At 71.1% G+C, this 14112-nt stretch carries 14 protein-coding genes; 9 read left to right on the top strand and 5 right to left on the bottom strand.

The genetic code is table 11. The features are described from left to right. The first annotated feature begins 139 nt into the window (after nt 1-139). Nucleotides 140-1459 (top strand): MDR family MFS transporter, encoded by a 1320-nt coding sequence (locus tag ACZ7L9_RS15150; protein ID WP_471415574.1) that lies wholly within the window; start codon nt 140-142, stop codon nt 1457-1459. Nucleotides 1460-1548: 89 nt separating this feature from the next. Here the strand turns inward: ACZ7L9_RS15150 and ACZ7L9_RS15145 are convergent, their stop codons facing one another. Next, nucleotides 1549-1698, bottom strand: coding sequence for a hypothetical protein (locus ACZ7L9_RS15145; protein WP_351075307.1), 150 nt, complete (start codon nt 1696-1698; stop codon nt 1549-1551). Between the two features lie 269 nt (nt 1699-1967). Further along, a complete protein-coding gene (phoU, locus tag ACZ7L9_RS15140) occupies nt 1968-2648 on the bottom strand; it encodes a phosphate signaling complex protein PhoU (RefSeq protein ID WP_471415573.1) in 681 nt (226 codons plus the stop codon). A 198-nt stretch (nt 2649-2846) separates the two neighbouring features. Here phoU and phoR point away from each other — a divergent pair, with 198 nt between their 5' ends. Beyond that, nucleotides 2847-4121, top strand: coding sequence for a two-component system sensor histidine kinase PhoR (gene phoR, locus ACZ7L9_RS15135; RefSeq protein ID WP_471415571.1), 1275 nt, complete (start codon nt 2847-2849; stop codon nt 4119-4121). A gap of 5 nt (nt 4122-4126) precedes the next feature. Further along, complete coding sequence (gene phoP / locus ACZ7L9_RS15130) at nt 4127-4798, top strand: two-component system response regulator PhoP (RefSeq protein WP_470916301.1); 672 nt, start codon at nt 4127-4129, stop codon at nt 4796-4798. Nucleotides 4799-4886: 88 nt separating this feature from the next. On the opposite strand, the gene ACZ7L9_RS15125 is transcribed toward phoP, so the two are convergent. Further along, on the bottom strand, nt 4887-5528 hold the full coding sequence (locus ACZ7L9_RS15125; RefSeq protein WP_471415570.1) for a copper chaperone PCu(A)C domain-containing protein: 642 nt from the start codon (nt 5526-5528) through the stop codon (nt 4887-4889). 632 nt (nt 5529-6160) lie between these two features. Between ACZ7L9_RS15125 and ACZ7L9_RS15120 the strand changes: the two genes are divergently transcribed. From ACZ7L9_RS15120 to ACZ7L9_RS15095, 6 genes are all read left to right on the top strand, one after another. Then, on the top strand, nt 6161-6643 hold the full coding sequence (locus ACZ7L9_RS15120; RefSeq protein WP_006380568.1) for a CarD family transcriptional regulator: 483 nt from the start codon (nt 6161-6163) through the stop codon (nt 6641-6643). A 333-nt stretch (nt 6644-6976) separates the two neighbouring features. Next, nucleotides 6977-7723: a 2-C-methyl-D-erythritol 4-phosphate cytidylyltransferase gene (ispD, locus tag ACZ7L9_RS15115; protein WP_471415568.1), complete on the top strand. Its 747-nt coding sequence runs from the start codon at nt 6977-6979 to the stop codon at nt 7721-7723. Beyond that, nucleotides 7713-8216 (top strand): 2-C-methyl-D-erythritol 2,4-cyclodiphosphate synthase, encoded by a 504-nt coding sequence (gene ispF, locus ACZ7L9_RS15110; RefSeq protein ID WP_471415567.1) that lies wholly within the window; start codon nt 7713-7715, stop codon nt 8214-8216. Before ispD ends, ispF begins: the two co-directional genes overlap by 11 nt. Nucleotides 8217-8534: 318 nt before the next feature. Then, entirely contained in the window at nt 8535-9938 is a 1404-nt protein-coding gene (gene cysS / locus ACZ7L9_RS15105) for a cysteine--tRNA ligase (protein WP_471415565.1), read from the top strand. An 84-nt stretch (nt 9939-10022) separates the two neighbouring features. After that, nucleotides 10023-10979, top strand: a complete 957-nt coding sequence (gene rlmB, locus ACZ7L9_RS15100; protein WP_471415564.1) for a 23S rRNA (guanosine(2251)-2'-O)-methyltransferase RlmB — start codon at nt 10023-10025, stop codon at nt 10977-10979. Between the two features lie 166 nt (nt 10980-11145). Beyond that, entirely contained in the window at nt 11146-12771 is a 1626-nt protein-coding gene (locus ACZ7L9_RS15095; protein WP_471415562.1) for a DoxX family membrane protein, read from the top strand. Between the two features lie 86 nt (nt 12772-12857). Here ACZ7L9_RS15095 and ACZ7L9_RS15090 read toward each other — a convergent pair whose 3' ends face one another. Together ACZ7L9_RS15090 and ACZ7L9_RS15085 are read right to left on the bottom strand one after the other, a co-directional pair. Beyond that, a complete protein-coding gene (locus ACZ7L9_RS15090) occupies nt 12858-13568 on the bottom strand; it encodes a nucleotidyltransferase family protein (protein WP_389991200.1) in 711 nt (236 codons plus the stop codon). Between the two features lie 34 nt (nt 13569-13602). Further along, nucleotides 13603-14016 (bottom strand): hypothetical protein, encoded by a 414-nt coding sequence (locus tag ACZ7L9_RS15085; protein ID WP_471415560.1) that lies wholly within the window; start codon nt 14014-14016, stop codon nt 13603-13605. Between the last annotated feature and the right edge of the window lie 96 nt (nt 14017-14112).

Below are 14112 nucleotides of genomic sequence, written 5' to 3'. Positions count from 1 at the left end.
GAGGCCGGCCCGGGGGCGTGACGATTGACGGGCGGCGTCAATTGAGTAGCGGACCGGAATCCGGGATTCGTAATGTTCGGGTGGCCATCGGACCTCTTACTGATGGTGTCCGTTCTGTACTTCCCTGGGGGGATTCCGTATGTCTGTCGCCGGTCTCAGACGGGCCGCACATGAATCCGTGTCCGGCCTCCCCAGGGAGTTCTGGTGGCTGTGGACCAGCACGCTGGTCAACCGCCTCGGGGCGTTCGTCGCCACGTTCATGGCGCTCTACCTGACCCTGGACCGGGGGTACTCCGCCTCGTACGCCGGTCTGGTCGCGGCGCTGCACGGGCTCGGCGGGGTCGTCTCCTCGCTCGGGGCGGGGGTGATGACCGACCGGCTCGGCCGGCGGCCCACCATGCTCATCGCGCAGACCTCGACCGCCGTGTCCGTGGCCGTCCTCGGGTTCATGGTCCACCCGGTGGCGATCGCGGCCGTCGCCTTCGTCGTGGGCATGGCCAGCAACGCCTCGCGGCCCGCCGTGCAGGCCATGATGGCGGACATCGTCCGGCCCGAGGACCGGGTGCGGGCCTTCTCGCTCAACTACTGGGCGATCAATCTCGGCTTCGCCGTCTCCTCGGCCGGGGCCGGGTTCGTCGCCGAGTACAGCTATCTCGCCGGGTTCCTGGGCGAGGCCGCGATGACGCTGGTCTGCGCCTTCGTCGTCTTCATGAAGGTGCCCGAGTCGCGGCCCGAGAAGTCGGCGGTGCCCGGCCGTGCGGTCGGCGGCGCGGACGAGGTCCGGCTCTCCACGGTGCTGCGCGACGGGCGGTTCATGAGCGTCGTCGGGCTGTCCTTCGTGATCGCGCTGATCTTCCAGCAGGGGTACGTGGGGCTGCCGGTGGCCATGGGGGCGGACGGGTTCTCCAGCTCCGACTTCGGCACCGCCGTCGCCGTCAACGGTGTGCTGATCGTGGTGCTCCAGATCCCGGTCACCCGCTTCATCCAGCACCGCGATCCGCGCCGGCTGCTCATCATGTCGTCGCTGCTCGCGGGGTACGGATTCGGGCTGACCGCGTTTGCCGGGTCCGTCGCCGTGTACGCGCTGACCATCTGCGTCTGGACGGTCGCCGAGATCGTCAACTCGCCCATCCAGACCGGTCTCGTGGTCCGGCTCTCGCCCGCCCAGGGCCGGGGCCGCTATCAAGGCATGTACACGATGTCCTGGTCCGCGGCGGCGCTGATCGCACCCCTGATGTCGGGTGTGGTGATCGACCGCTTCGGGGCGGCGTGGCTGTGGGGCACCTGCGCCGTCCTGGGCACCGGGGCCGCGCTCGGGTACTGGCTGCTGATGCGCAATCTGCCGGCGGAGGACGCTGCCGCCTCCGGGGGCGGCAGCCGGGTGGCGGAGAGCGGCGGCGAGGGGAGCGGTGTCCCCACTGCTGCCGGGGCCGCGCCTTCCGCCGAGCCGGCGGGCTGAGACGGGCCACCCACACACGACGGCGCCCCGCGCGGAGCAGCGAGCAGCCTGCTCCGCGCGGGGCGCCCTTCGGCTCCCGTGGCGGCCGGTCAGCCGCAGCAGCCACCGCACTGGCACGGGGCCCCGGACTGGCAGCCGCATCCGCAGCCCGAGCCGCAGCCGCAGGCGCCGAGCACGGTCAGGTGCACCACGTCGGCGGGTGCCTCCTGCTGGGGGTCGGTCGTGGGGGAATCGGCCATGGTCCCTCCTCTAGGCGTACGACAGGGCCGTACGCCACAGCGACGCGCGCACGACCGGGGCGTACGGACAAGACGTGCCGCCCCACCCCATTTCATGCGCGCCCGGGCGGGCGCGTCAACGGCGCACACGCGCAGAGACGCATGTGCGACCGAATGCGACCGCGTACGCCCCGCACCCCTGTGTCACGGCCCGCCACGGCCCACGGCCCACGGCCCATGGCCCACGGTCCCGCGGGGCCACGCCCGCAGTGACCCCGCTTCCCGCCCCGCTACGCGCTCTCCACCGCCGTCTGCTGCTGCTGGATCTCGTCGGCGTGCTCACCCGTCACCAGGTAGACGACCCGCTTGGCGACCGACACCGCGTGGTCGGCGAAGCGCTCGTAGTAGCGGCCGAGCAGCGTCACGTCGACGGCCGTCTCGATGCCGTGCTTCCAGCGGTCGTCCATCAGGTGCTGGAACAGCGTGCGGTGCAGCAGGTCCATCTCGTCGTCGTCCTGCTCCAGCTGAAGTGCCAGATCGACGTCCTTGGTGATGATCACCTCGGCGGCCTTGGCCATCAGGCGCTGCGCCAGCTGCCCCATCTCCAGGATGGTGGCGTGCAGGTCGTGCGGCACCGCCGTTTCCGGGAACCGCAGCCGGGCCAGCTTGGCGACGTGCTGGGCGAGGTCCCCCGAGCGCTCCAGGTCGGCGCTCATCCGCAGTGACGTGACCACGATCCGCAGATCCGTCGCCACGGGCTGCTGGCGCGCGAGCAGGGCGATGGCCCGCGCCTCCAGGTCGTGCTGCAGGTCGTCGACCTTCTGGTCCGCGGCGATCACGCTCTCCGCGAGCTTGAGATCGGCATCGAGCATGGACGTCGTCGCCCGGCCGATCGCCGACCCGACGAGTCGGGCCATCTCGACCAGCCCCTCGCCGATCGAGTCGAGTTCCTCGTGGTAGGCGTCACGCATGGAAGTCCCTCTCCAGTCCTCTGTGCAATGCCGGGGCAGGCTGTGAGCCCCACGCTGCCACCCTGGGCGGCGTACGCGTCGGCTTCCGGCCGCCCAAGTGAACCAACCCTTGCTCCTCGGTGAACTCTGGGCGACGAGTGTTCGGACAGGCACTTGGATGGCTGGGAGAGTCCTCCCGGACCCGCATAACCTTGACGTATGGACGTGAACGCGGCAGTCGCCGCAGCTGCGGCGATCGGCGGTGCGTGTACCGGCGTGATCGCCATGCTGGCGTTCCGCTGGAGCGAGCGCGACCAGAAGAAACCGACGCGCACGTCCCTGCGGCCCGACAGCAATGCCTCCCTTCCCCCGGGGGTGGACACGGTCCTGTCGGTGCTCAGCTCCTCCGCGGTCGTGCTCGACGAGAGCGACAGCGTGGTCAAGGCCAGCTCCGCCGCCTATGCGCTGGGACTGGTCAGGGGCGGGCGGCTCGCTGTCGAGGCGATGCTGACCATGGCCCGGGACACCCGTCGTGACGGTGAGATACGCCAGGTCGAACTGGACCTTCCCCGGCGCGGTACCGGCCGCGGCGAGGCCCTCGCGGTCTCCGCCCGGGTCGCCCCGCTGGGTTCCCGGCTGGTGCTCCTGCTGGTCGAGGACCTCACCGAGGCCCGCCGTATCGAAGCGGTGCGGCGCGACTTCGTCGCCAACGTCAGCCATGAGCTCAAGACCCCGGTCGGCGCGCTCTCGCTGCTCTCCGAGGCCGTGATGGACGCCTCCGACGACCCGGAGGCGGTGGAGCGGTTCGCGGGGCGGATGCAGATCGAGGCGACCAGGCTGACCAACCTCGTACAGGAGATCATCGACCTCTCCCGGGTGCAGAACGACGACCCGCTGGAGGACGCCGAGCCGGTCCGGGTGGACGAGCTGGTGGCCGAGGCAATCGACCGCTGCCGCCAGCAGGCCGGCTCGAAACAGATCACCATGGCGGCGGGCGGCACCGCGGAGCTCCGCATCTGGGGCAACCGCGGCCAGCTCGCCGCGGCGCTCGGCAACCTCGTCGAGAACGCCGTCAACTACAGCCCCGCCCGTACCCGAGTGGGCATCGCCGCCAGGCGGCTGTCCGTACCCGGCGGGGACCAGATCGAGATAGCCGTGACCGACCAGGGCATCGGCATCTCGGAGAAGGACCGCGAGCGGGTCTTCGAACGCTTCTACCGCGTCGACCCGGCCCGCTCCCGGGCCACCGGTGGCACCGGCCTCGGCCTCGCCATCGTCAAGCACGTGGCCGCCTCGCACGGCGGGGAGGTCACGGTCTGGAGCTCGGAGGGCCAGGGCTCCACCTTCACCCTGCGGCTGCCCGAAGCGGGCTCCGTACGAGAACGCGACCGCAGCCCGGGCGGACCGCTCATCGTCAACGGCGACGAGGGCCCCTACGGACCCGCTCACCCCGACACCCGTGAACCATTCCCTGCCCCGGAGGTCCTTCCGTGACCCGAGTGCTTGTCGTCGAGGATGAGGAATCCTTCAGCGACGCCCTGTCGTACATGCTTCGCAAGGAGGGCTTCGAAGTCGCCATCGCGGCGACGGGCCCGGACGGACTCGACGAGTTCGAGCGCAACGGCGCCGATCTCGTGCTGCTCGACCTGATGCTGCCGGGCCTGCCCGGTACGGAGGTCTGCCGTCAGCTGCGCAGCCGGTCCAACGTCCCCGTGATCATGGTCACGGCCAAGGACAGCGAGATCGACAAGGTCGTCGGCCTGGAAATAGGCGCCGACGACTACGTCACCAAGCCGTTCTCCTCGCGGGAGCTCGTCGCCCGCATCCGCGCGGTGCTGCGCCGCCGCGGTGAGCCGGAGGAGGTCACGCCGGCCGCCCTGGAGGCGGGCCCGGTCCGGATGGACGTGGACCGCCACGTCGTCACGGTCTCCGGCGGCAAGGTCGACCTCCCGCTCAAGGAGTTCGACCTGCTGGAGATGTTGCTGCGCAACGCGGGCCGGGTGCTGACCCGCATGCAGCTGATCGACCGGGTCTGGGGCGCGGACTACGTGGGTGACACCAAGACCCTCGACGTCCACGTCAAGCGCCTGCGCGCGAAGATCGAGCCCGACCCGGGCGCGCCGCGCTTCCTGGTGACGGTGCGGGGCCTGGGGTACAAGTTCGAGCCGTAGACCGACCCGTGCGCGATGGCGGAGGGCGCCCCCTGGAGGGAGGCGCCCTCCGCCGTTCACGTGCCTGCGTGCGCGCGTCCCGCGTCGGTCAGCCGGTCTGCGCCGAGGCGGACGCGGAGTCGGTCGGAGCGACCCCCTCGTCCGTGGAACCGGAACCGGAACCGGACTCGGACCCGGGCGCGCCGGCGGTCGCCGAGGCGGTCGGCGCCACCGGCAGCGAGCTCGGGCCGAAGCCCGTGAAGTAGCTGGTCGCCGGAACGACGAAGGCGCCGAGCGGGATCTCCCCCGTCGAGCTGAACTTGAAGACGACGGGCTGCACGTTGCCCGCCTGCGCGGCCTCGCGGCCGTTCTCGATCACGGCGGACGCGTTGCCCTTGCCGCCGAGGACCACCTTGCCGCCGGCCGGAACCACGACGGGTCCCTTGCCCTGGGCGGCGTGCAGCTGCACCGCGGCGCTCGTACCCGGCAGGGTGATGGCGTCCAGGGTCTGCTGCTTGGTGCCGTTGTTGAAGAGCGTCGCGGAGACGACGGCCGGGCCCACCGCGTTGCGCTCGGGCTGGGTGATGACGTTCGCGTTCTGGATGCTGATGTCACCGGAGGTGGTGGCAGCAGAGTCCGGCCTGACCTTGAGCGTCGCTGCGTCATTGCCCGCACCGCACGCGGCGAGCGAGGCGATCGAGAACACGATGGCTGTGGCGGCGAGAGCGCCGTGTCGAAGGCTGCGGCTCACGGCGGCGGCAACTCCTTGAACGTTCGGACTGCGGACGGGAGGGGCGGGCGACTTAAAGCCGCCCTAAGGGTGTGTCAGCGGCCTTAGGCTACCGAGCCGCCCCTCCCGCCCCGCACCCGACCCGCCCCTACGCGCCCCTTCGTGGTCCGGCCCGGTGCCGTTCGGGGCCCGTCCCGGGGTCGGGGTTCACGGAACGGAGTACCACCGAAACCCTCGACACGTGCCGTTCACATATCGCTGGTGATCAATTCATGGAGCGCGTCATGGAGCGTGGCGCATTCCGTTCGTATTAACCGATCGATCGGGGTGCTGGGCAATATCCATTGATCAACCACGCGTGTGTCCGAGCGGGTGATCGATCTCCGAACGGAGTACGTAAAGTTCATCATCCTGAACCCGGCAAAACGGGACGTTCAACCACTTCGGAGCGGGGTTCCGATGCCTGTAACGTGCGTGTTTCGCCTCGCCTGTACAGCCGCTCCGACCTGCGAATACCGTCTCCCCTGAGCCTTCCGCAGCACGTACGTGTCGCTGTTGTCAAGCCCCGAGATATGCCCTGACCTGCGAAAACGCCATTCAGGAGAAGCTGTTCTCGTGTTACTCTTGATAGCCACGGAAGGGGTACCTGTCACATGACGTTCAAGGTTGGCGACACCGTGGTCTATCCCCATCACGGGGCCGCGCTGATCGAGGCTATCGAAACTCGCCAGATCAAAGGCGTGGACAAGACCTACTTGGTGCTCAAGGTCGCCCAGGGCGACTTGACGGTTCGTGTGCCGGCGGACAATGCGGAGTTCGTGGGCGTACGCGATGTGGTCGGGCAGGAGGGGCTGGACCGGGTCTTCGAAGTGCTGCGTGCACCGTATGCCGAAGAGCCGACGAACTGGTCCCGGCGCTACAAGGCAAATCTGGAGAAGCTCGCCTCGGGCGATGTCATCAAGGTCGCCGAAGTGGTTCGCGACCTGTGGCGTCGTGAGCGCGAGCGTGGACTCTCCGCAGGTGAGAAGCGAATGCTCGCCAAGGCTCGCCAGATTCTGGTGAGCGAGCTCGCTCTCGCGGAGAACACGAACGAGGACAAGGCCGAGGCTCTGCTCGACGAGGTACTCGCGTCCTGAACCGGCTCACGCCGGCCGTAAATAATGTGCCGCGGTGCCCGCTGACAACCGTATTCACGGGATGTCGTCGGGCGCTGCGGCATGTTTGGATTCGGCCACGACATGGCCGGATTTCGCCCCGACTCACCGATGCGTTGGCTTCATCGGCAATCCCCCGGATACGTTGCTCGCGATCTTGCGCAGCCCACCCTGAGCGGCCGGTGCGGCGTGTCCCTCGTCGGCCGGGTGTCACGGAAAGGGCCCGGTCGAGTCATGGCGTGGCGCCCGGCTCGCTTGTGGCCATACCCATGTCGGCCGTGGAAACAAACATGCAGAAGCTTCGGAGTGCAACCGATGTCTGATCAATCGCGTCCGTACCGCACAGCCGCCGTGATTCCCGCGGCCGGCCGCGGCGTACGGCTCGGCCCGGGCGCCCCCAAGGCGCTCCGTGCGCTGGGTGGGACGCCCATGCTCATCCATGCGGTACGGGCCATGGCCGCGTCCCGTTCCGTCTCCCTGGTTGTCGTCGTGGCGCCGCCGGACGGCGCCCCCGAGGTCAAGAACCTGCTCGACGAGCACGCCCTGCCCGAGCGCACCGACTACCTCGTGGTGCCCGGTGGTGAGACCCGCCAGGAGTCGGTGCGGCTCGGCCTCGACGCCCTGCCCGAGGGCATCTCCGCCGTCCTCGTCCACGACGCGGCCCGCCCGCTGGTGCCCGTCGACACCGTGGACGCGGTGATCGAGGCGGTACGGGACGGCGCGCCCGCCGTCGTGCCCGCGCTGCCGCTCGCCGACACCGTCAAGGAGGTCGAGCCGGGTGCGCCGGGGGAGCCGGAGCCGGTGCTCGGCACGCCCGTGCGGGCCCGGCTGCGCGCCGTACAGACCCCGCAGGGCTTCGACCGCGACACGCTGGTGCGCGCGCACGAGACCGTCGCCGTCAGCGGCGAGGGTGCCACGGACGACGCGGGCATGGTGGAGCGGCTCGGGGCGCCGGTCGTGGTCGTACCCGGGCACGAGGAGGCGTTCAAGGTGACCCGGCCGCTGGATCTGGTGCTGGCCGAGGCGGTACTCGCGCGCAGGAGGGCGAACGATGGCTTCTGAGGAACGGACCGGGCCCGTGATCCCGCTCGTCGGGATCGGCACGGACATCCACGCCTTCGAAGAGGGCCGCGAGCTGTGGTGCGCGGGGCTGCTGTGGGAGGGCGAGGGCCCCGGTCTGGCCGGGCACTCCGACGCCGATGTCGTCGCGCACGCCGCGTGCAACGCGCTCTTCTCCGCCGCCGGACTCGGCGACCTCGGGCAGCACTTCGGCACCGGGCGGCCCGAGTGGTCCGGCGCCGCCGGGGTCACCCTGCTGACCGAGGCGGCGCGGATCGTGCGGGCCGAGGGCTTCGAGATCGGCAACGTCGCCGTTCAGGTCGTCGGCGTACGGCCGAAGATCGGCAAGCGGCGGGACGAGGCGCAGCGAGTGCTGTCGGCCGCCGTGGGGGCGCCGGTCTCGCTCTCCGCCGCCACCTCCGACGGGCTCGGCTTCACCGGGCGGGCCGAGGGGCTCGCGGGGCTCGCGACGGCGCTGGTCTACCGGGTGGGCTGACACCGGGTGCAGGGTCGCCCCGGCGGGCGGTGCGGTTCTCGTCCTGGGCCCGGGGTGCGGGGTTTCGTCCTCAAGCGCCGGGCGGGCTGGATTTTCGGCACCGTGCCCCCGTGGGTGCGGGCCGCCTGCCCGGAGGGGCCCCGGGCCACCACCCGCCGGGCAGGCGACGGTGCCCCGGGACACGGCGCCGAAAAAATGGAGCCCGTCCGGCGATTGAGGACAAAGGCGGCGGGCACTTTCGGGCGCCGACAACACGAAGTTGTTCCGCAGGCCCCAAGGGGGCACTGCGCACAGCTGCGCGCCCACTACCCTTGAGGCGTGACTATTCGCCTGTACGACACCAGCGCCCGGCAGATCCGTGACTTCGTCCCGCTCACAGCGGGCTGTGTCTCGATCTACCTCTGTGGCGCGACTGTCCAGGCCGCCCCGCACATCGGGCACATCCGGTCCGGGCTGAACTTCGACATCATGCGCCGCTGGTTCGAGTACCGCGGCTACGACGTCGCGTTCATCCGGAACGTCACCGACATCGACGACAAGATCATCGCGAAGTCGGCCGAGCACGGCCGCCCGTGGTGGGCCATCGGATACGAGAACGAGCGGGCGTTCAACGCCGGATACGACGCGCTCGGCTGCCTCCCGGTCACCTACGAACCGCGGGCGACCGGCCACATCCCCGAGATGATCGAGATGATGCGCGGCCTGATCGAACGCGGTCACGCCTACGCCGCCGACGGCAACGTCTACTTCGACGTGCGCTCCTTCCCCGGCTATCTGGAGCTCTCCAACCAGGACCTGGACGATCTGCGCCAGCCGTCCGGCGAGGGCGAGACCGGCAAGCGCGACCAGCGCGACTTCGCGATGTGGAAGGCGACCAAGCCGGGCGAGCCCAGTTGGGAGACCCCGTGGGGCCGCGGCCGGCCCGGCTGGCACCTGGAGTGCTCCGCCATGGCCCACAAGTACCTCGGCACCGCCTTCGACATCCACGGCGGCGGCATCGACCTGATCTTCCCGCACCACGAGAACGAGATCGCCCAGGCCAAGGCCTTCGGCGACGAGTTCGCCAAGTACTGGGTGCACAACGGCTGGGTCACCATGTCCGGCGAGAAGATGTCGAAGTCGCTCGGCAACTCCGTGCTGGTCAGCGAGATGGTCAAGCAATGGCGTCCGATCGTGCTGCGCTACTACCTCGGCACCCCGCACTACCGGTCGATGATCGAGTACAGCGAAGAGGCCCTGCGCGAGGCCGAGTCCGCGTTCGCGCGGGTCGAGGGCTTCGTGCAGCGCGTCACCGAGAAGGCGGGCGAGACGGTCGAGCCCGCCACCGAGGTGCCGCCGGCTTTCGCCGAGGCGATGGACGACGACCTGGGCGTCCCGCAGGCGCTCGCGATCGTCCACACCACGGTCCGCCAGGGCAACTCCGCGCTCGCCGCCGACGACAAGGAAGCCGCCGTCGCCCGGCTCGCGGAGGTCCGCGCGATGCTCGGCGTCCTCGGCCTCGACCCGCTCGACGAGCACTGGGCGGGCGAGAGCGACCGCGGCGACGACCTGCACGGGGTCGTCGACACGCTCGTACGCCTCGTCCTGGACCAGCGACAGTCGGCCCGCGAGCGCAAGGACTGGCCCGCAGCCGACGCCATCCGCGACCAGCTCAACCAGTCCGGGCTCGTCATCGAGGACAGCCCGGCCGGACCACGGTGGACACTCGGCCCGCGCCAGTAGTCCCCCCATGTGCCGCCCGGCGATCCGGGCGGCACACTTCACTTATACGCACGCATGTCTGAGAAGCAACGAAACAGGTAGGTCATGGCCGGGAACAGCCAGCGCAGGAACCGCCGCACGTCCAACAAGAAGGGCGCGCAGGTCGGCAGCGGTGGGCAGCGACGCCGTGGCCTCGAAGGCAAGGGCCCGACGCCGCCCGCCTCCGCCCGCAAGGGACACAAGAAGAACCGCATCGCCAACGCCCAGGCCAAGCAGGCCGCGGCCCGCCGCCCCGCGCCGCGGCGCGGCGGCGCCAAGGGCACGTCCGAGATGGTCGTCGGCCGCAACCCGGTCTACGAGGCCCTGCGCGACGGCGTTCCGGCGACGACCCTGTACGTCCAGCAGTACATCGACAACGACGAGCGGGTCCGCGACGCGCTCCAGCTCGCCGGTGAGCGCGGCAACATCAACCTGATGGAGGCCCCGCGCCCCGAGCTGGACCGGATGACGAACGGCCTGAACCACCAGGGCCTCGTCCTCCAGGTCCCGCCGTACGAGTACGCGCACCCGGAGGACCTCACCGCCGCCGCGTACGACAAGGGCGAGGACCCGCTGATCGTCGCCCTCGACGGCGTCACCGACCCGCGCAACCTGGGCGCGATCGTCCGCTCCGTCTCCGCGTTCGGCGGCCACGGCGTGGTCGTGCCGGAGCGGCGCGCGGCCGGGATGACGGCGGGCGCCTGGAAGTCCTCCGCAGGCACGGCGGCCCGTACGCCGGTCTCCCGGGTGACGAACCTGACCCGGGCCCTGGAGAGCTACCAGAAGGCCGGCATCACCGTCGTCGGCCTCGCCGCGGACGGTGAGCACACCGTCGAGGACCTGGAGGCACTCGCCGGCCCCGTCGTCATCGTGATCGGCAGCGAGGGCAAGGGCCTCGGCCGTCTCGTCGGCGAGACCTGCGACTACCGGGTCCGCATCTCGATGCCGGGCGGCGCGGAGTCGCTGAACGCGGGTGTCGCGGCCGGGATCGTCCTGTACGAGGTCGCGCGGCGCCGGGCCTGACGTGCACCCGGACGGGGGGCGGCCGACCGGGGCGCCCCTTGCCGGAGACCATTGACGGGCCTCGGACACTTCGGGCCCGTCAAGGCAGTGTCCTAAACACACATCACTCGGTTAGATGAGTGTGGACACCAGAACGCCTCGGTTCGACGACCAACCTGCCCTGAGCATGACCAAGGTGAACTGCGACCCTGCGCAGGTCATCGTCAACCACGCCAGCTTCCGGGTGCAGCTCGCCCAGGGCCAGCGCGCGCGGCTGCGCGGTCCGGCCCCCGTCGGCGTGCCCAGGATCCCCGCCATGAGCGGCGGCACCGGAGCGGGGCGCGGCAGGCGCTCGCCCGTCGTATGGAGCGGCAGGTCCGCCCCAGGTGACCCCGGCGCCACCAGACTCCTGCAGGCCGTACGGAACTCCACCGCGGGCCGCCCGGCCACCGCGTACGACGCCTACGACCCCTATGCCGCCCACGCGGGCCACGAGTTCGACGGCGGGCTCGGCGCGGGCGGCACCCAGGTCATCGAGCGCCTGGAGGAGACCCGGCCCAACCCGGTCATCACCGCGCCCCACCAGCCGGGCCGCCACGGCAACGGCCCCCTGCTGCCGCCCATGCGCCGGGCGACCGGCGCCTACGACCCCGCCGACACCGGACCGTACGGCCGGGGAGCGTACGACCAGGACGACGCGTACGACGAGGACGCCGCGTACGACGAGGACGACTACGACGACAGCACCGCGGCCCGGGGCCGGCGCCACGGCTACGACTCCGTGCGGCACGGGTACTACCCCGGTCGCCGGATGAACCTCGGCGTCGTGCTCCTGCCCCTGCGGGTCTTCCTCGGCTTCATCTCGATCTACGCAGGCATGGGCAAGCTGTGCGACCCCGTCTACTTCGACGGCGGCGAGCGCGGCTCGATGGTCAAGTGGCTGACCTCGCTGCACCCCTGGGCGCTGGCCGAGCCGCTGCGCGACTTCGCGCTCTCGCACCCCGTCGGCGCCGGGCTGACCGTCGCCTTCCTCCAGGTCGTCGTCGGCGTCCTCACCGTCCTCGGCCTCTGGCAGCGGGTCGCCGCCACCTTCGGCGCTCTCCTCTCCGTCGCCCTGCTGGTCACCGTCAGCTGGCGCACCGTCGCCGCCTACGACGCGCCGGACATCATCTACCTTGCCGCCTGGAGCCCGCTGATCATCGCGGGCGCCCCCGTCTACTCCGTCGACGGACGCCTCGCCGGTGAGGCATGGCGCAGGCTCGGCCCGCGCTCGGCGATCTGGGACCTGCGCCGCCGGGTGCTCCGGCGGGGCGCCGTCGTCGCCGCTGTCGTCGTCGGCCTCACCCTGCTCGTGGGCTCCATGCTCGGTGGCGCGGTCCGCTCCTCCGAGGTCGTCACCGTGCCCGGCCCGGACGGCAACCCGACCAACCAGCTGCCCGGCTCCCCGCTCCCGCAGGAGTCCCGCAGCGGCCGGGCCTCCCACACGCCCGGCGGGCAGCGCCCCTCGCCCTCCCGCAGCAGCGCCGCCACCACACCCTCCGCCAAGGAGTCCACGCCCGCCGCGGGCTCGGTCCGCGAGTCCGGCCAGGCGGGGGCCGGTGCGGGACAGCCCAGCCAGACCCAGGGCACCGTCCAGCAGCCCCCCCAGCGGACGACCCCGCAGCAGCCCCCGTCCAGCAACTCCGGCCCGAGCTCCTCCGGCTCCACCGGCACCGGCGGCGGCTCCACCGGCGGCAGTACGGACAACGGCGGCGGCTCCACCGGCGGGACCTCCGGCGGCGGGCAGAACCCCATCGGCGGCCTGCTCGGCTGAGCCGCCGGGCCCGCACACGACGAAGGGGCGGTCACGGATGCGTATCCGATGACCGCCCCTTCGTCGTCCGGCGGGGGCCCGTCCGGCTACTGCCCGTCGAGCTCCTTGGCGGCCTCGGTCAGGTCCTTCGCCGTGTCGATGGCCCGCCAGTACGCCCCGTGCGGCAACGGGTACCCGGCCAGCCTGCGCTCGCGGGCCAGCCGCGGGAACGTCGTCCGCTCGTGGTCGCCCCGGTCCGGCAGCAGCGTCGTGAACGTCGGCGAGAAGACGTACACACCGGCGTTGATCAGATACGGGGACGGCGGCGACTCGATGAAGTCGGTGATGTGCCCGAACGCGTCCGTCTCCACGGCACCCCACGGGATCCGGGGACGGGCCAGGGCCAGGGTGGCGGTGGCGTCGCGCTCGGCGTGGAACGCGGCCATCTCGCGCAGTGAGAAGCGCGTCCAGATGTCGCCGTTGGTGGCGTACCAGGGCTGGCCCGGATCGGGCAGCCGGGCGGCGGCGTACTTCAGCCCGCCGCCGCGGCCCAGGGGCTCGGACTCCACGACGGTCGTCACGCGCAGCGGCAACACCGCCGAGTCCAGCCACTCCTGCAGCACCTCGGCCAGATGTCCGCACGACACCACGGCGTCGGTCACGCCCTCGGCGGCCAGCCAGGAAAGCTGATGGCCGATGATCGGAGTCCCGGTGCCCGGGATCTCGACCATCGGCTTGGGGCGGTCGTCGGTGTACGGCCGCAGCCGTGATCCCTGGCCACCTGCCAGGACCACGGCCTGCGTCGGATACGTATGCATGCCAGGCACGATATGCCGTGCCCGGACCGGCCGGTCAGCTGAACCGGGCGACGCCCGAGGCGAACGACGTGTCGCAGACGGGACGCGAGAACCGGTGGGCGCGCGTCGGACCGTACTGCTCGACCGCCGCACGGCCCAGTGCCCTGGCGATCGACATGCAGTGCCGGGCGAGCGAGGGACGGGCCTCGACGGAACGCTGCAGGTCGGTCAGCGCGACACCCGGGTCCTTCGCCCGGAGCTCCAGCAGCAGCCGGTCCCGCAGGACGTCCTGCGGGGTGCGCGCGTCGGCACGCTTCGATACGTCCTGAGTCGACGCGGCCAGGACCTGAGACTCGGAGTTGTGCGCTGCCCACGGCACGCTGGTGACGGCGAGGGTCCCGGAGAGGACCATCACGACGGGCAGTACGAAAGCGAGGGATCGGCCGATGCGGCGAGCGGTGTGGGTCACGCAGCGAGCGTAGCGGGCAGTGATGATTCGGCGACATTTCGTCACCCTTGAGGGGGACGGTTCGAGGGCGCTTTTCGAATCGAGCGTTGACGGGCC

This window comes from Streptomyces sp. NPDC111516 (assembly GCF_055635345.1).
The sequence above is the reverse complement of the archived record's forward strand: the minus strand, read 5'-3'. Positions and strand labels throughout refer to the sequence as shown.